15 protein-coding genes are annotated in these 17,708 nt (G+C 66.9%); 7 read left to right on the forward strand and 8 right to left on the reverse strand.

From position 1 onward, the window contains the following. Nucleotides 1-56 precede the first annotated feature (56 nt). From BT183_RS11325 to ubiE, 6 genes are all read right to left on the reverse strand, one after another. Nucleotides 57-776 carry a HesA/MoeB/ThiF family protein gene (locus tag BT183_RS11325; protein WP_072342893.1) on the reverse strand — a complete coding sequence of 240 codons (720 nt, stop codon included), beginning with the start codon at nucleotides 774-776 and terminating at the stop codon, nucleotides 57-59. Further along, nucleotides 773-1,537, reverse strand: a complete 765-nt coding sequence (locus tag BT183_RS11330) for a DUF2259 domain-containing protein (protein WP_072342896.1) — start codon at nucleotides 1,535-1,537, stop codon at nucleotides 773-775. The genes BT183_RS11325 and BT183_RS11330 overlap by 4 nt, the downstream gene beginning before the upstream one ends. After that, entirely contained in the window at nucleotides 1,488-1,949 is a 462-nt protein-coding gene (gene dut / locus BT183_RS11335; RefSeq protein WP_072342899.1) for a dUTP diphosphatase, read from the reverse strand. Before dut ends, BT183_RS11330 begins: the two co-directional genes overlap by 50 nt. Continuing rightward, nucleotides 1,946-2,542, reverse strand: a complete 597-nt coding sequence (locus tag BT183_RS11340; protein WP_143145769.1) for a hypothetical protein — start codon at nucleotides 2,540-2,542, stop codon at nucleotides 1,946-1,948. Before BT183_RS11340 ends, dut begins: the two co-directional genes overlap by 4 nt. 79 nt (nucleotides 2,543-2,621) lie before the next feature. Next, entirely contained in the window at nucleotides 2,622-4,157 is a 1,536-nt protein-coding gene (gene ubiB / locus BT183_RS11345; protein ID WP_072342905.1) for a 2-polyprenylphenol 6-hydroxylase, read from the reverse strand. Continuing rightward, nucleotides 4,157-4,927 carry a bifunctional demethylmenaquinone methyltransferase/2-methoxy-6-polyprenyl-1,4-benzoquinol methylase UbiE gene (ubiE, locus tag BT183_RS11350; protein WP_072342908.1) on the reverse strand — a complete coding sequence of 257 codons (771 nt, stop codon included), beginning with the start codon at nucleotides 4,925-4,927 and terminating at the stop codon, nucleotides 4,157-4,159. The genes ubiB and ubiE overlap by 1 nt, the downstream gene beginning before the upstream one ends. A 113-nt stretch (nucleotides 4,928-5,040) precedes the next feature. On the opposite strand from ubiE, the gene mutM reads away from it, so the two are divergent. The 7 genes from mutM (at nucleotide 5,041) to BT183_RS11385 (ending at nucleotide 16,269) form a co-directional block, all read left to right on the forward strand. After that, nucleotides 5,041-5,952 (forward strand): bifunctional DNA-formamidopyrimidine glycosylase/DNA-(apurinic or apyrimidinic site) lyase, encoded by a 912-nt coding sequence (gene mutM / locus BT183_RS11355; RefSeq protein ID WP_072342911.1) that lies wholly within the window; start codon nucleotides 5,041-5,043, stop codon nucleotides 5,950-5,952. Nucleotides 5,953-6,106: 154 nt separating this feature from the next. Then, nucleotides 6,107-6,373: a 30S ribosomal protein S20 gene (rpsT, locus tag BT183_RS11360; protein WP_072342913.1), complete on the forward strand. Its 267-nt coding sequence runs from the start codon at nucleotides 6,107-6,109 to the stop codon at nucleotides 6,371-6,373. 851 nt (nucleotides 6,374-7,224) lie between these two features. After that, entirely contained in the window at nucleotides 7,225-8,766 is a 1,542-nt protein-coding gene (dnaA, locus tag BT183_RS11365; protein WP_244545314.1) for a chromosomal replication initiator protein DnaA, read from the forward strand. Between the two features lie 129 nt (nucleotides 8,767-8,895). Further along, nucleotides 8,896-10,014, forward strand: coding sequence for a DNA polymerase III subunit beta (gene dnaN, locus BT183_RS11370; RefSeq protein ID WP_072342916.1), 1,119 nt, complete (start codon nucleotides 8,896-8,898; stop codon nucleotides 10,012-10,014). Nucleotides 10,015-10,036: 22 nt separating this feature from the next. Then, nucleotides 10,037-11,173, forward strand: coding sequence for a DNA replication/repair protein RecF (recF, locus tag BT183_RS11375; RefSeq protein ID WP_244545315.1), 1,137 nt, complete (start codon nucleotides 10,037-10,039; stop codon nucleotides 11,171-11,173). 202 nt (nucleotides 11,174-11,375) lie between these two features. Next, nucleotides 11,376-13,829, forward strand: coding sequence for a DNA topoisomerase (ATP-hydrolyzing) subunit B (gene gyrB, locus BT183_RS11380; RefSeq protein WP_072342919.1), 2,454 nt, complete (start codon nucleotides 11,376-11,378; stop codon nucleotides 13,827-13,829). A 274-nt stretch (nucleotides 13,830-14,103) separates the two neighbouring features. Beyond that, nucleotides 14,104-16,269 (forward strand): transglycosylase domain-containing protein, encoded by a 2,166-nt coding sequence (locus BT183_RS11385; RefSeq protein ID WP_072342922.1) that lies wholly within the window; start codon nucleotides 14,104-14,106, stop codon nucleotides 16,267-16,269. 10 nt (nucleotides 16,270-16,279) lie between these two features. Here the strand turns inward: BT183_RS11385 and BT183_RS11390 are convergent, their stop codons facing one another. Next, nucleotides 16,280-17,023, reverse strand: coding sequence for a M48 family metallopeptidase (locus tag BT183_RS11390; protein ID WP_072344650.1), 744 nt, complete (start codon nucleotides 17,021-17,023; stop codon nucleotides 16,280-16,282). Nucleotides 17,024-17,126: 103 nt separating this feature from the next. Further along, nucleotides 17,127-17,582, reverse strand: a complete 456-nt coding sequence (locus BT183_RS11395; protein WP_072342925.1) for a DUF2852 domain-containing protein — start codon at nucleotides 17,580-17,582, stop codon at nucleotides 17,127-17,129. Between the last annotated feature and the right edge of the window lie 126 nt (nucleotides 17,583-17,708).

The raw sequence follows: 17,708 nt of genomic DNA on the forward strand, positions 1-17,708 counted from the left end.
AAGAATGACATAGAGCGTGGGTGGGCTTCAGCGGCCTGAGACCCAAATCCCGGCGCTCACCCCGCCCCGTAGGAAAACTCCGAAAACCGCGCCGCGCGGCCATCATAGAGCAGCACGCGCCCCACCAGCGGCTCGCCGACCCCGGTGACGAGCTTCAGCACTTCCATCGCCATCAGCGTGCCGATGACGCCGGTTACCGGGCCCAGAATGCCGGTCATCTCGCAATTGGGCAGGTCGCTGTCGTCCATGTCGCCATAAAGGTCGACGAGCCGCGCGCCGCCGGGCAGGAAGGTCGTCACCTGCCCATCGAACATCGAGACGGCGCCCGAGACCATCGGCTTGCCCTGCGCCTCGGCTGCGGCAGCAACGATGCGGCGGGTGGGCAAATTGTCCGAGCCCTCGACCACGAGATCATAATCGCCGAGGATTCCCGGTGCATTGGCCGCATCGAGCCGCAGCCGATGCGGCACGAGGCTGATGGCCGGGTTGAGTGCCGCCGCGAAGGCCTGCGCGCTCTCGACCTTCGCGGTGCCGTTGCCCGCCGTCGTGTGGATGATCTGGCGCTGGAGGTTCGAGAGCGAGACGGTGTCGTCGTCCACCACCCCGATGGTGCCGGTACCGGCGCCTGCGAGATAGGCGATGACCGGCGCGCCCAGCCCGCCGGCACCGATCACCAGCACGCGCGCTGCCTTGAGCTTCTGCTGCCCCGCCCCGCCAACGCCCTTGAGCACGAGGTGCCGGGCATAGCGGCGGGTTTCCTCGGGCGAAAAACTCATCGCCCGTTCATCAGCGGCACGGCGAGGAAGCGCCGGTCCGGGCCCTCAAAGCCGAAGGGATAGCTCGAAATGATGGCGAGCGCGGCATCGAGGTCCTGCGCGTTCATCGGCAGCACCACGCCATGGAGGCGGTAGGTGACGACGCAGCCGCGCGATTGCGGCAGGCGGGTATCGCGATGCAGCTCGCGGAATTCGCCGTCCCCGGCAAGGGTCAACGCATAACCCTGGGCCGAGGCGTTGAGATAGGTCTCGCAGGGCTCGGAGCCGGCCCGCGCGCCGGGCATGTCGAAGGTTTCGAGCCCCAGCGTGAAGCTCTCGCGCACCTGCCCCGGTCCGTAGCCCGGAAGCCCGAAATCGAGCGCACTGGCTTCGGGATCGAACTCCCCGTCCCCGATCAGCGCCACGATATCCGCCGGCACCGCGATCTCGAGCCCGGACAGCACCGGTTCGGCCTCGGCGCGGTTCTGCTCGCGCACCGCGATCATGGGTTGGCCCTCATCCTCGAGCCGCAGGCGGAGTGGCGTGCCCTCGGCCCAGGCATCGGCGGGGATGTCGATGACATAGATGTTGGAATAGGCGAAGCCCGACCCGTCCTGGATGCCGAACTCCTCGAAGGCGAAATAGCGCCCGTCGGCCGAATAGCCGATAGGATCGAACAGCGCCCGATCGCCCGCCAGCGCCGGCAGCGCCAGCCCGGCGAGGATCAGAACGCTAGGCGCGACCAGTCGAACCGAAGCCGCCAGCCCCTCTTTCAGTATCATCGAGTCGCTCCCTCTGCTCGAATCGCGCGCGTGCCACCGGGGCCACCACCAGCTGGGCGATGCGGTCCCCCCGCGTGATGGCGAAGGGCTCGCTGCCGTGGTTGATGAGCAGCACCTTCACCTCGCCGCGATAATCGGCATCGATGGTACCGGGCGCGTTGAGCACCGTCACCCCGTATTTGACGGCAAGGCCCGAGCGGGGACGTACCTGCCCCTCATGGCCCTGGGGCAGCGCTATGGCAAAGCCGCAGGGGATCAGCGCGCGGGCGCCCGGCGCAAGCGTCATCGGAGCCTCCGCAGGCAAAGCTGCCCTCAGGTCCATGCCGGCCGAATGCACCGTCTCGGCCCTGGGCAGGGGCAGGCCCTCCCCATGTGGCAGCCAGAGCAGCTCTACCGTCAAGGCATCGTTCACTGCTGGACCCTGACCACGGCATAGAGTTCGTCGGGCACGTCCGCCGTCCCAGCGATGAGGTCGGTAAAGGCCATCACCAGCTCGGCACCCCGGCCATCCGCCATGGGGGTCATGTTGGTTTCGATCAGTTCGCTGCCGATGATGCGCACGGTCATCGCCCGGCCCTCGAACATCGAGGTGATCATGTTCATGATCTGCGGGTCCTCGCCGCCCTCGGCCGCGATCTCGCTGCCGACGCTTTCGGTGCGGAAGGTGATCCGCACCACGCCCGGCGAAACCACGGCGACATCGAAGCTGTCGGCATCGTCTGCCGCCTCGATATCGGCATAGCTGCCTTCGACGATCTGGGTGCAGGAGGCCGTGCCGTCGGCCGCGATTTCGAGGCTCTCGCCCTCGGCAGTGCAGAAGCCGCCCTGCCCGGCCGGGGCCTGCGCGATCATCTGGTAGACATCCGAAGGCATGGTCTGCACGATCGTCGATCGCGCCGTCGTCTCGCTCAGGATGTCGAGATCCATGGTCATGTCGAAGCAGCCGGCAAGGCCGAGGGTGAGCACGCCGATGCCGGCGAGACGTCCGATGGTGCTGATGGTCATAAGGCTTTCGTTCCTGGCCAGGTCCCCGTCGGGCGCGACCTTAATGGCGGCTTGGGCGAGCGGCAAGCTTGGGCGGTCCTCAGAAAATGAGGGCCAGCAGCCCGACGATCACGGCGATAACGATGAGCGGCCCCGTCCAGGCGGAGAGCGCGGCGCGCTGGCGCGCCTTCCTCAGCCGGTCCGCCTCATGCTCGAGAATGAGCCGCTCGGCTCCCAGCACCAGCGCGGGCACCCGCCGCAGCGCATCGAAGGCGGCCTTGCCCTCGGCGGCAGCCGCCTCGATGCGGCCCATGGGCCCGGCCTCGCGCTTCAGCCACTCACCCACCACCGGCTCCGAGATCGCCCAGATATCGAGATCGGGATCGAGCGCGCGGGCCACGCCCTCGACCAGCACCATGGACTTCTGCAAAAGCACCAGCTCGGGCCGCGTCTGCATGTTGAAGAGTTCGGTGGTGGAAAAGAGCTGCCCCAGAACCCGCGCCATCGAGATGTCGGACGCCCGCCGCCCCTGCAGCGGCTCGCCGATGGCGCGCAGCGCGAGGGCGAATTCATCGACCGACTGCGTCGATGGCACATAGCCGATCTCGAAATGCCGCTCGGCGATCATCCGGTAATTGCGGGTGATGAAGCCATAGAGGATATCGGCGAGAAAGCGCCGCTCGACCCGCGAGATGCGCCCCATGATGCCGAAATCCACCGCCACTACCCCGCCCGTGGCCGGATCGGCAAAGAGATTGCCCGGATGCATGTCGGCATGGAAAAAGCCGTCGCGGATGGCATGCTGGAGAAAGCTCGCCAGCACCTTGCGCGCCAGCGCCTTGCGGTCGATGCCGGCGGCATCGAGGGCGGCATGGTTGGCGATGGGGATGCCATCGACCCAGCCGGTGGTGAGCACGCTGTCGCTGGTATGGTCCCAGCTGGGGCTCGGAATGCGGAAATCGCCATCGGCGGCCAGATTGTCGGAAAACTCCGACATGGAGGCGGCTTCGAGCCGCAGATCGAGCTCCAGCCAGGCGGAGCGCTCGAGCGTCTCTGCCACATCGATGGGGCGCAGCCGGCGGATCGATGGCAGGAACAGCTCAGCCAATCGCGCACCGGCGCGAAAACTCTCGAGATCGGCGGCAAAGCGCTCGCGCACGCCGGGGCGCAGCAGCTTGACCGCAACGGACCGCCGCGTGCCATCGGCCTCCACCAGCGTGGCGCGATGCACCTGCGCGATCGAGGCCGCCGCAATCGGCGGGGAGAGATCGACGAGGTCGGCGGCCCGCGGTCCCAGCGCATCGCGCAGCAGCCCCGGCACCAGCGCCGCATCGAAGGGCTCCATCTTGTCCTGGAGCACGGCGAGATCGGCCGCCACCGCCGCACCCACGATGTCGGGCCTGGTGGCGAGGGTCTGGCCGAACTTCACATAGGTCGGGCCCAGCCGGTTGAGCGCATTGGTCAGCCGCTCGACGCGCCCGGTCTCGCGCACCGATGGGCGCTCGATCAGCCGTCCGAGCCTGATGCCGGTGCGCATCACCGGCGGCAGGGCGGGATTGTCGAGGATCGAGAGCGCGCCTTCGCGCGCAAGCACGAAGCCGGCGCGCGCGAGCCGGAAATAGGCAGCAAGACCCATCAGAGCTTCCAGGCGGCGTGCAGCGCGGCGATATTGCCCGAATAGGCGGTATGGGTGACGCGCTTGAAGCCGGCCGCCGCGATCATGCCCGAAAAGGCAGCGGGCGTCGGGAACTTGCGGATCGATTCCACCAGATACTGGTAGGGCTGCGCATCCCCGGTCACCACGCGCCCCATGGGCGGGATCACGCGATCGGAGAAGGCGCGATAGACGCCATCGAGCCCGGGCAGGTCGACATGACTGAATTCGAGGCAGAGGAAGCGCCCGCCGCGCCGCAGCACGCGATGCGCCTCGGCCAGCGCCTTGTCGATGCGCGGCACGTTCCTGATGCCGAAGGCGATGGTATAGGCGTCGAACGAGGCATCGGGAAAGGGCAGCTCCTCGGCATTGGCCTCGACAAAGCTCACCTGCCCCGGAAAGCGCCAGCAGCGGGCGCGCTCGGCGCCCACGCGCAGCATGTCGGTATTGATGTCGCCCACCACCACCTCGGCATGGCCCACCGAGGCATTGACGATGCGCTCGGCGACATCGCCGGTTCCGCCCGCCATGTCGAGCACGCGGTAGGGCGCCTTGCCCACGCGCGGCGGGGCGAGGCGGGCCACCATGGCGTCCTTCCAGAGCCGGTGGACGCCTCCGCTCATCAGATCGTTCATCAGGTCGTAGCGGTCGGCAACCCCGTGGAACACGGCGTTGACGAGCCCCTGCTTGTCCTCTAGCGCTACCTCGCGCTCCCCGAAATGGGTCGTCTCGCGGGCTTGTTCAGTGACCATCGCGGCATTCCGATCAGCTATCCGTGCATGCGGGCGCACCATAGAGGAAGGTGCCGGGGCGCGCCATGGCGCAGTGCCGGCTGCGACCCCATGGACCGCCCGAAGGGTTTGCAATGCCTGAACTGCCCGAAGTCGAAACCGTGAGGCGCGGTCTGGCGCCGTTTCTCGAAGGCGCGCGCATCATGCGTGTCGGCCTCAACCGCGCCGACCTGCGCTTTCCCTTTCCGCCCGGATTTGCCGAGGCGATCTCCGGCAAGCGCATCCTCACCGTCGGGCGGCGGGCGAAATTCCTGCTGATCGGGCTCGAGGCCGGCCCCACCATCATCTCGCATCTGGGGATGACGGGCAGCTACCGTTTCCTTGCGGCGGACAGCCAAGGCCCCGCCCTCGCCGAGCCCAGCCGCTACCGGCCGGGCGATGCCACCGGCAAGCACGATCACATGGAATGGGGGCTCGACCACCCCAGGCTCGGCGCCCTGACGCTGCTCTATGCCGATCCGCGCCGCTTCGGGTTTATCGACCTGGCCGAGGATGCCGACAAAAGCCCCTGGCTCAGCGATCTGGGCCCCGAGCCCCTGGGCAACGGCTTTTCGGCCCCCATGCTGGCGCAGCGCTTTGCCGGCCGCAAGGCGCCGGTCAAGGCCGGGCTTCTCGACCAGCGCGTGGTGGCGGGGCTGGGCAATATCTATGTGGTGGAGGCGCTGCATCGGGCCCATATCCATCCCGAAACGCCGGTCGGGGCGCTCGTCACCAAGGCCGGCGGGCCCACGGCCGCGCTCGAAAGGCTGGCCGAGGCGGTGCCCGCGGTGCTGCGCGAGGCGATTGCCGCGGGCGGCTCGACCCTGCGCGACTTTCGCGCCGCCGATGGCGAGCTGGGCTATTTCCAGCACAGCTTCAAGGTCTATGGTCGCGAGGGCGAGCCCTGCCCCACCCCCGGCTGCACCGGCACCATCGCGCGCATCGTGCAATCGGGGCGCTCGAGCTTCTTCTGCCCCGTCTGCCAGAAGCGCGGCCGCCAGGGCTAGGGCTCGGGCGCGGTCACATTGCTGTTGACTGGGCCCCGCCTTCACCCTATAGAACCCCCGACTTGGCGGCCGGTTTGCCGCCCTATTCATTTGTCATGCCCGTTGCGGCGCCGGATCATGCGGCGCGTGCGGACAAGAGGCCCAAGAGGATCCCATGGCCAATACACCCTCGGCCAAGAAGGCCACCCGCAAGATCGCTGCCCGTACGGCGGTGAACAAGTCGCGCCGGTCGCGCATGCGCAATTTCATCCGCAAGGTTGAAGAGGCGATCGCCGGCGGCAACCACGACGCCGCTGCCGAGGCGCTCCGCGCCGCCCAGCCCGAGATCGTGCGCGCCGCCCAGAAGGGCATCGTCCACGCCAATCTCGCGGCCCGCAAGGTCAGCCGCCTCAACCACCGCATCAAGGCCCTCCAGGCCTGATCGCGAAGCCTCCGGGTCCCTTGTGGACCTGAGACGGACAAGGCTCCCCTCGGGGAGCCTTTTTTGTTGCCCGCAGCACCGGCGCCGCGTGCACCCCCCAGAGTGCGGCAACCGGTTTCACAGCTGGTGTGGCAGCTTTGTGACAGTTCTGTCACCGACCCGCGGCCGGCATTGAAACGGACATGAATTCAAGCACTTGCGGCAGAAGGTCGCTGGCCGTGGCCGCGTCTTTGGCGGCGATCGCGCGGATTTTTTTGCACGCCAGCAAGCCTTGCCCGCGGGGGCGATAGCGGGCCCGGAGCCGATTCTCCAATGACTCACAAAAGCTTGTGGGCAAGCCTTGGGGAAGAGTGGGGGAACCGGGATTTTTCCCTTGACCCGAGTCTTTTCTGTCAACCCCCTGAATCGCGGATTCGATGGTTGATTGGCCAAGGGCGCCTGTTAGAATGCCCTGGCTGTCACGGGAAAGACGCCTCAGGCACCCGGCCTCGGCAGCAACAGTGTAACATCCAAAGTACGGATTCCGGGCCGCGATGTATTCATCGCTGCCGGGGAACGGGTAGTGTTGTCTTGTTTTTGCGTACCATCGACAGAGCTGGACACCTAGACTTGGAGTTGCCCGGAAACTAATTCAGCGCCACGCCGTTCTGGCAGTGGCATCAGTGAAAGGATCGGTCGGAGCGGCCGCAGGAGACTGCGACCACGAGACGGTTCTGCCATGTTGCGGGGCAGGACCGGCAGCACAACCACGCGCCCGGAAAAGGGCGACGCCGTCAGCGATGGCGGCGATGACAAGATCCGCGAGCCGTACCCTCTGGGTCCGGCAGCGCGGGATGACAAGGCGAGAGACAATGATGCGGGGCGCAGGTTCCGAAAGCGGCAGTGTTGCCGCCGAAATCGGTTCTTCAAGAGGCAGCGGCAATGATCAGCTTTTCGACGATGTCGGACGCAACAGCGGGACGCAGGACACGGTGAGCGGGCGCGACCTGTTTGCCCGCGTGCGGGCGCGGCTGCGTGCGGCCGTCGGCGAGGATGTGTTCAATTCCTGGTTCGTGCGGCTCGAACTCGAGGAGATGGTGGACGGGCTGGCCCATCTTTCGGTGCCCACGCGCTTCCTCTGCTCGTGGATCCAGTCCAACTACGCCGAAAAGATCCTCTCTTGCTTCCAGGCCGAAACCGATGCGGTCGAGCGCCTGCATTTCACCGTGCGGGTCAACGGGCAGGCGCGCCCCAGGCTGCAGCCGCCCGCCGAGCCCGCAGCCGAACCGGCGGCGCCCCCGCCCCAGCCGCGCCCGGTGATCGACGGGGCGAGCCTCGCCATTCCCGCCGCCCCGCGCGGGGATGCGCTTTCGGGCAGCGCGCTCGACCCCAAGATGACCTTCGAGACCTTCGTGACCGGGGCGCCCAACGAGATGGCGCTCGGCGTGGCCAAGCAGATCGCCCATGCCGCCGCCAACAACACGGTGAGCTTCAACCCGGTCTATATCCATTCCACCGTCGGGCTGGGCAAATCGCACCTGCTCAACGCCATCGCCTGGGCGGCCGGCGCCGCCGACGAGAAGCGGCACATCGTCTATCTCACCGCCGACCACTTCATGTACCATTTCATCACCGCGGTGCAGCGCCAGTCGGCCCTCGCCTTCAAGGAATGGCTGCGGCGTGTCGACCTGCTGCTGATCGACGACATGCAGTTCCTGCAGGGCAAGTCGGCCACCGAGTTCGGCCATACGCTGGGCACGCTCCTGACCGGGGCCAAGCAGGTGGTGGTGGCTGGTGACGCCCCGCCGCGCGATCTCGAAATGCTTGACGAGCGCGTGCGCTCGCGGCTTTCGGGCGGGCTCGTCGTGCCGATCGCGCCCTTTGACGTCGAGCTGCGCCGCGACATCGTCACCCGCCGTTGCGAGCAGGCCATGGGCCGCTTTGCCGGGCTGCATTTTCCGCCCGCCGTCATCGATTATATCGCCCAGGTGGTGGTGAGCCATGGCCGCGACCTCGACGGGGCCGTCAACCGGCTCGTCGCCGCCAACCAGCTGACGCGCGAGCCGATCACCGTGCCGCTGGCCGAGCGCACGCTGGCCGACCTGGTGCGGGCCCGCGAAATCCGCCGCGTGCGCATCGAGGATATCCTGCGCATCGTCTCGCGCCACTACAAGGTGCCGCGCAACGACCTCTTGTCCTCGCGCCGCTCGCGCGACGTGGTGCGGCCGCGCCAGATCGCCATGTATCTGGCCAAGGCCCTGACCAGCCGCTCGCTGCCCGAGATCGGCCGCCGCTTCGGTGGCAGGGATCACACCACGGTGCTGCATTCGGTGCGCAAGGTGGAGCAGATGATCAAGGATGATGGCGATCTCGCCCAGGAGATCGAACTCCTCAAGCGCATGCTCGAGGAATAGTCCACATCACCAGAGCCAGTGCAAGGCCGGGCCGCGGCATATCGCGCCCGGCCTTGCCTTTGCCGGCTTAAATTGCAAATGTCGCAGCCCCCGATCCGGGGGCTGTTTCGTCGAATAGGGCCGGCCATCATGAAAGTCACTCTCGAGCGCAACCACCTGCTCAAGTCGCTGGGGCATGTGCATCGCGTGGTGGAACGGCGCAACACGTATCCGATCCTCGCCAATGTGCTGCTGCGCGCTGCCGACGGGGCGCTGGAATTGCGCGCCACCGATCTCGACATAGAGGTCACCGAAAGCGTGCCCGCCATGGTTTCGGGCGCCGGCACCACCACCGTGCCCGCCCATACGCTCTACGAGATTACCCGCAAGCTCGCCGATGGCGCCGAAGTGCGGCTCGAGACCGATGGCGCCGATCAGGTGCTGCTGACCTCGGGGCGCTCGCGCTTCCACCTCGCCTGCCTCTCGCCCGACAGCTTCCCCGATCTCAAGTCGGGCAGCTTCAGCCACAGCTTTTCCATTCCGGCCACCACGCTGCGCGAGCTCATCGAGCGCACCCAGTTCGCGATCTCCAACGAGGAGACGCGCTATTATCTCAACGGCATCTACATGCATGCCCTCGATGTCGGCGGGGAAGCGCGGCTGCGCGCGGTTGCAACCGACGGGCACCGCCTCGCCCGCGCCGAAGCTCCTGCCCCCGAAGGCATCGCCGGCATGCCCGGCATCATCGTACCCAAAAAGACGGTCGGCGAAGTGCAGAAGCTGCTCGATGGCGCCGAAGGCGATATCGCCGTCGAGGTGTCCGACACCAAGATCCGCTTCACCCTCGGGCCGGTCGTCCTCCTCTCCAAGCTGATCGAAGGCACCTTCCCCGATTACGAGCGGGTGACGCCCAAGAACAACGACAAGGAGATGCAGGTCGATCGCGCGACCTTCGCCACCGCCGTCGACCGCGTCTCCACCATCGCATCCGATCGCGGCGGCAAGGCGGTGAAACTCTCGCTCTCGGATGGACAGCTCGAGCTGTCGGTCACCAATCCCGACCATGGCACCGCCAATGAGGAACTGGCCGTCGCCTTCGAGCAGGATCGCTTCGAGATCGGCTTCAACGCCCGCTACCTGCTCGACATCGTCGGCCAGATCCGCTCGGACAATGTGGTCTTCCTCTTCAACGATGCGGGCTCCCCCACCCTCGTCAAGGAAGAGGGCGAGGCCAGCGCGCTCTATGTCCTGATGCCGATGCGGGTGTGAGGGCGCGCGCCCCGGCTTGCCGGTGAGCCAGCCGCCCCGGCAGATCATGGGTTATCCGCATCTTTCGCGCCTGCGCCTCAGCCAGTTCCGCAACTACGCCCACGCCGCCCTCGATCTCGACGGGCGGCATGTGGTGCTGACCGGCCCCAACGGGGCGGGCAAGACCAATCTGCTCGAAGCCATCTCGCTGCTGGCGCCCGGCCGGGGCCTGAGGCGCGCGCCCTTCGAGACGCTCGCCAACCAGGCCGGCGACAGCGGCTGGGCGGTGGCCACGACCGTAGAAGGGCCGGAAGGCCCGGTCGATATCGGCACCGGCATGAGCCCGGGCGACAGCAGCCGGCGGGTGCGGATCAATGGCGCCAATGCCCGCACCATCGAAGAGATGAGCGCCTATCTGCGCGTCATCTGGCTGACCCCGGCGATGGACGGGCTCTTCACCGGGCCTGCGGGCGATCGGCGGCGCTTTCTCGATACGCTCGTGACCACGCTCGTGCCGGGCCACACCGCCACCGTCTCGGCCTTCGATACGGCGATGCGCCAGCGCAACCGGCTGCTCTCGGAACCGGCCGACCCACTCTGGCTCGATGCCATCGAGGCGCAGATGGCCGAGGCGGCCGCCGCGCTGCATTTCGCCCGTACCGATGCGGTGGGGCACCTCCAGGATCTGCTCGATCGCTCGCTGCCCGACGATGCCTTTCCCTCGGCCCATCTCGCCCTGACCCCGCTGCTGCCCGAGAGTGCGCCCGAGCAATCGAGCGCGCTCGAGACCGTGCTGCGCAGCCTCTGGCGTTCCGACCGCGACCGTGACCGTGCCGCCGGGCGCACCCTCGTGGGCCCGCATCGCATCGATCTGGAAGTGGTGCATGCGCAAAAATCCATGCCCGCAGCGCTGGGCTCCACCGGCGAGCAGAAGGCCATGCTGATCGGGCTCGTTTTGGCGCAGGCCCGGCTGGTGCGCTCGATGAGCGGTCTTGCACCGCTCCTGCTGCTCGACGAGGTGGCGGCCCATCTCGATCCGGGCCGGCGCGCCCAGCTCTTTCTTGCCATCGACGCCCTGGGCAGCCAGTGCTTCATGACGGGCACGGACGCCATTCTCTTTGAGGCACTGGGCGAGCGGGCCGAGCATGTGCATGTCGAGGGCGGGCGCCTGAGGCGCTGAGGCCCCATGGGCTCTTTCATTGCCCGCCCCTTCACCCCATATGGACATTGATAGCGAGCATCGCGGGGCCGCCCAGGCCCGAAAGGGTGCAAAACCCCGCCAAACCCACGGAAATCGGCCCGTTTCGGGCCATTCGGCTTGGGGATATTGGTGTGATCCGCTAGGAACAATCGAACGGCAATAGACCCTGATTCGGGGACCAATGAGCGACGACACGAGGCCAGAACCCGCCGAATACGGCGCCGATTCCATCAAGGTGCTGAAGGGGCTCGACGCGGTCCGCAAGCGGCCCGGCATGTATATCGGCGATACCGATGACGGTTCGGGCCTGCACCACATGGTCTATGAGGTGGTCGACAACGCCATCGACGAGGCGCTGGCCGGCCATGCCGACCTGGTCTCGGTGATCCTCAATGCCGACGGGTCCTGCACGGTCATCGACAATGGCCGCGGCATTCCCACCGGCATCCACAAATCCGAAGGCGTCTCGGCGGCCGAGGTCATCATGACCCAGCTCCATGCCGGGGGGAAGTTCGACCAGAATTCCTACAAGGTATCCGGCGGCCTCCATGGCGTGGGCGTCTCGGTGGTCAACGCGCTTTCGGTGTGGCTGAAGCTGCGCATCCGCCGCGATGGCGAAATCCACGAGATGAGCTTCACCCACGGGGTCGCCGATGCCCCGCTGAAGCAGACCGGCAGCTATGACGCCGCTCTCCTGCCCGGCACCTATGAGGGGCGCTCGGGCTCGGAGGTCACATTCCTGCCCTCGCCCTTGACCTTCACCATGGTGGAGTTCGATTTCAAGACGCTCGAGCATCGCCTGCGCGAGCTGGCCTTCCTCAACTCGGGCGTCCACATCCTGCTCAAGGATCTGCGCCACCCCGAGCCGGTGGAGGTCGATCTCTATTACGAAGGCGGGCTCGAGGCCTTCGTGCGCTATCTCGACAAGGCCAAGACCCCGCTGATTTCGGCGCCCATCTCGCTTTCGGCCGAGAAGGACGGGATCAGCGTCGAGGTCGCCATGTGGTGGAACGACAGCTATCACGAGAACGTGCTGTGCTTCACCAACAACATCCCCCAGCGCGATGGCGGCACGCATCTGGCCGGCCTGCGCGGGGCGCTCACGCGGCAGGTCACGACCTATGCCGAGCAGAGCGGGGTGCTGAAAAAGGAGAAGGTCCAGCTCACCGGCGACGATATTCGCGAGGGGCTGACCTGCGTGCTTTCGGTCAAGGTGCCGGATCCCAAATTCTCTAGCCAGACCAAGGACAAGCTCGTTTCCTCCGAGGTTCGCCCGGTGGTCGAGAACGTCGTCAACGACAAGCTCAGCCAGTGGCTCGAGGAGCATCCGGCCGAAGCGCGCATCCTCGTCGCCAAGGTGGCCGAGGCGGCCGCCGCCCGCGAGGCAGCCCGCAAGGCGCGTGAGCTCACCCGGCGCAAGGGCGCGCTCGAAATCTCCTCGCTGCCCGGCAAGCTCGCCGACTGCCAGGAGAAGGACCCGGCCAAGTCCGAGATCTTCATCGTCGAGGGCGATTCGGCCGGTGGCTCGGCCAAGCAGGGTCGCGATCGCGCCACCCAGGCGGTTCTGCCGCTGCGCGGCAAGATCCTCAATGTCGAGCGCGCGCGTTTTGACCGCATGCTGGCCTCTGACCAGGTCGGCACGCTGATCATGGCGCTGGGCACCGGCATCGGGCGCGAAGACTTCAACATCGAGAAGCTGCGCTACCACAAGATCATCATCATGACGGACGCCGATGTCGACGGCGCCCATATCCGCACTCTGCTGCTGACCTTCTTTTACCGCCAGATGCGCGAGCTGCTCGACCGGGGCCACATCTACATAGCCCAGCCGCCGCTCTATAAGATCAAGCGCGGCTCCTCCGAACAGTATCTGAAAGACGAGCGCAGCCTCGAGGATTACCTCATCGATGCCGGCAGCGACGACGCTGTCCTCGCCACCCGCGACGGCGACCGGCTGGCTGGCGCCGATCTTCTCGCCACGGTCCGGCAGGCGCGCGACATCGTCAAGGCCATCGAGAACCTCAACACCCGCTACAACCGCCAGCTGATCGAGCAGGCCGCCATCGTGGGCGGGCTCGATACCGACGCGCTGGCCGATCCTGCCACCGCCGCCGAGGTCGCGACCCGTGTCGCCCAGCGGCTCGATCGGGTTTCCGATGAGCTCGAACGCGGCTGGGAGGGCCGGTCGGATGGCCAGGGCGGACTCGTGCTCACCCGCACCCTGCGCGGGGTCACCGAGACCCATGCCATCGATTCCCAGCTGCTCCAGAGCGCCGATGCCCGCAAGATCCGCCAGCTGGTGGAAAAGCTCGGCGACCTCTATGGCGGGGTCGCGAAGCTCGAGCGCAAGGACCAGACCCACGAGATCTTCGGGCCGGCCACGCTTCTGGCCAATGTCATGGCCTTGGGCCGCAAGGGCATTTCGCTCCAGCGCTACAAAGGGCTGGGCGAGATGAACCCCGAGCAGCTGTGGGAAACCACCCTCGACCCCAATGCCCGCACCCTGTTGCAGGTGCAGGTCAAGGAAGGCACCGATGCCGACCTGCTCTTCACCCAGCTGATGGGCGACCTCGTCGAGCCGCGCCGCGACTTCATCAACGACAACGCCTTGTCGGTGGCCAATCTCGACGTCTAGCGAAGACTGGCCGGATCGGGGCGCGCAGCGCCTCGAAAGCGTGTGGTGCTTTTCGGTTTTGATGACCTCGGAGCATGGCTTCAGCGGCAGGGAGTGTCCCTTCGCTGCCACAGGGCGATGCGCGCCGCTTAAGACCACATAAACCGGCCACATTTAGCTTCGATACGGCAAGGAACGCGATGCGTCGCCCAGGGCTTCGAGCCGGGGCGCGCCAGCCAGTGCCCCGGCCGGGGGCCGTCGTCCTTTGCCTGGATGAGCGGCAGCCGGAGGGCCGATGCGCAAGAAATCTGCCGGAGCCCCCTATATGGACCTGCACCTGTCGCCCGAAGACCGAGTCGGGGCAGCACCGGGCAAGCCGGCAAGCAAGCCGCGTCCCGCCCGCAAGGGCTCGGCCAGGGCAGAACGCGTCGAGCCGCAACTGGGCGGCAGCGACGCGGCCTTCGCGCTCGATGCCGGCGAGCCCATCGCCCCGGAGCGGCGCGGCAAGGCCAAGCCGGCCAAGGCGCGCAAGGGCCGTCGCGAAAAGCGCCCCCTCACCTTCGGCTGGTTCGTCGGCAAGCTCTTTTACTGGGGTTTCGTGCTGGCGGTCTGGGGCGGCATCGCCATCGCCGGCGTCGTCGCCTATTACGCCGTGCAGCTTCCGGCCGCCGACAGCTGGGCCGTGCCCGAGCGTCCCGCCAATATCCGCATCGTTGCCGCCAATGGCCAGCTGATCTCCAATCGCGGCCAGATGGGCGGCGAGGCCGTGGCCCTGCGCGAATTGCCCCATTACGTTCCGGCCGCCGTGCTCGCCATCGAGGACCGGCGCTTTTACGAGCATTTCGGCGTCGATCCGATCGGCATCCTGCGCGCCTTCATCAACAACACCACCGAAGGCCGGATCACCGGCGGCGGCTCGACCATCACCCAGCAGCTGGCCAAGAACCTCTTCCTGACGCCCGACCAGAATTACGGCCGCAAGATCCAGGAAGCGCTGCTCTCGCTCTGGCTCGAGCGCAACTACACCAAGGAAGACATCCTCGAGCTCTATCTCAACCGGGTGTTCTTCGGGCACAATTCCTACGGCATCGAGGCGGCCTCGCAGACCTATTTCGGCAAGTCGGCGCGCAATCTGTCGCTGGGCGAAGCGGCCATCCTCGCCGGCTCGCTGCAGGCGCCCAGCCGCCTCAACCCGCGCACCAATCCCGAGGCTTCGGCCACCCGCGCCCGCCTCGTGCTCGGCGCCATGGCCGAGGAAGGCTATATCTCGCAGGCCGAAGCCGATGCCGCCGCCATCGATCCCAACAAGCGCATCCGCACCCGGGTGGCCGGCGCCGAATATTACGTCGCAGACTGGGTCGAAAGCCTGATGACCGCCTATCTGGGCGAGGTGAAGCAGGACGTGATCGTCTCCACCACCATCGACTGGGACCTGCAAAAGCACGCCGAATTCGTCGTCAAGGAGATGGTGACCGCCAAGGGCAGCGAGCTCGGCTTCTCGCAGGGCGCGCTCGTGGCGATGGAAACCGACGGCACCGTGCGCGCCATCGTCGGGGGCACCGATTACGGGCAGAGCCAATTCAACCGCGCCGTCACCTCGCGCCGCCAGCCCGGCTCGGCCTTCAAGCCCTTCGTCTGGATGGCTGCGATGGAAAAGGGCTATACGCCCGATACCGTCGCCGAGGACGCGCCCTTCAACTATGAGGGCTGGGCGCCGGAAAATGCCGGCGGGCAATATCGCGGCCAGGTGACGCTGCGCGATGCGCTGGCCTATTCGCTCAACACCATCGCCGCCAAACTCGCCATCGACGTCACCCCGCAGGCCGTGGTCGAAGCGGCCATGCGCATGGGCATTTCCGCCAACCTGCCGGCGGTGCCCTCGATCGCGCTGGGCACCGCCGAGGTGTCGCTGCTCGAACTCACCGCCGCCTACGCCCCCTTCGCCAATGGCGGGCAGGGCGTCATCGCCAATGTCATCACCCGCATCGAAACCGTCGATGGACAGGTGCTCTACGAGAGCATTCCCGCCGGGCCCGGCGAGGTGGTGTCGCCCGTCGTCGTCGCCGAAATGAACGACATGCTGCACACCGCCGTCGAGATCGGCACCGGCAAGCGGGCCCAGCTCGATGGCTGGCCGATGGCCGGCAAGACGGGCACGAGCCAGAAGGCGCGCGATGCGGTGTTCGTGGGCTATACCGCGCGCATGGTCACCGGGGTCTGGCTCGGCAATGACGATGACACGGCCACCAAGCTTGCCGGCGGCAGCGTGCCGGTCGAGATCTGGAGCCAGTTCATGAGCAAGGCCCATGAGGGCTATGCCGTGGCCGAACTGCCCGGCATGTATGGCGCCCAGACCCAGTATGCCCAGCCCGATCTGCAGCCGATGGAGCAGGCGCCGCCGCAGCGCACGACCCGCACCATCGTCGATCTCCTGGGCGAGATCTTCGGCGGACGCCAGTAAGGGTCGAGGATCAGCCTTCGGCGCCGTAGCCCATCAGCACGGTGCCATTGGCCTTGAGCCACGTCCGGCCCTCGTCCATTCCCGGCATGGCCCGCTTGCAGGCCCGCCAGAAGGCCGGCGAATGGTTCATCTCGACCAGATGGGCCACCTCATGGGCGGCGACGTAATCGAGCACATCGGGCGGCGCCATCACCAGCCGCCAGTTGAAATTGAGCCGTCCGGTCGATGAGCACGAGCCCCAGCGGGTCGCCTGCGAGCGCATGGCAATGGCCTTGACGGTCACCCCCAATGTTGCCGCATGCACGGCGCACCGGGCTTCGAGATCCTGGGCCGCCTGGACCTTGAGCCAGTCGCAGAGCCGGCGCGCCATGTGCTCGGGGGCGCCCGGCACCAGCAGCTGCCGCTCGCCTTCGGCATCGTTCGGGGTCACGACGCCGCGCAGCTTTCCGGTAGCGACAATCCGATGCGGCACCCCGCGCAGCGGGATCACCGCGCCATCGGCAAAGCCCACCGGCTCGGCCCGACGTCCCATGCGCAGGGCCAGCCATCCGGTCTGGCGGATGAGAAAACCCTCGGCGTCGGGCCAGCGGCCGGTGGCGGGCACGGTCAGCACCGGCGGGCCCACATGGGGCAGGCTCAACCGGTAGGAGCGGGCCCGGCTCGAGACCCGCACCGAGACGGCGACCGGGCGGCCGCCGATCTCGAGCGAGGCGGTCTCGGGCCAGCGCTGGGGTCGCTTTTTCGAAAAGATCATGTCCCGATCATTGCCGCGATTCGCCGGGGCGGCGCGCACAAAAATGGCGCCCTTCCGGGGCGCCATCCTTTGACTGCGCGGGTGAGTGCGCAGCTCGTCGCGCTCAGTAGCGCCGATCCTCGGGCTTGGCATCAAAGCCCTGCCGGCTGCCACGACGCTCGGCCATGAAGCGCTCGAACTCCTCGCGCTCCTTCTGCTTGTTGAGGCTGGCATTGTATTCGTGGAAGGCGGCGATCTCCTCGTCGAGGCGACGGCGCTCTTCCTCGAGCTTGCGCAGCTGCTCGGCGCGATATTCATCGAAGGCGGCATTGCCGCTGTGCGACCCGGTCCAGGCGCCATGGCTGGTCGTGGCGCTGCCGGCACGATTGGCATGCTTGCCAAAGAACGCCTTCTGCTTGTCGACGAAGCGCTGAGCCTTTTCGGCCGACCCGCCCATATATTCACCCCACAGGATATAGCTCAGCACGGCAAGGCCGGCCGGCCACCAGACGATGAAGCCGATCACCATGAGGGCGATGGTGAGCGGCGACCATTGAGGCTTGATGATTGCAGTGGACATCTGTTCTTGTCTCCCGGTCACGAATGCGTCCGATGTGGCCCCTTTCACGTAAGGATCAACGGCCGGGGCGCATTTTTTGGCGCCGGAAGAAATCTTGATTCAGGGTTCGCACTTACTATGCGGGCG

Origin of the sequence: Devosia enhydra (assembly GCF_900119845.1) — a bacterium.
GTDB lineage: Bacteria > Pseudomonadota > Alphaproteobacteria > Rhizobiales > Devosiaceae > FPKU01.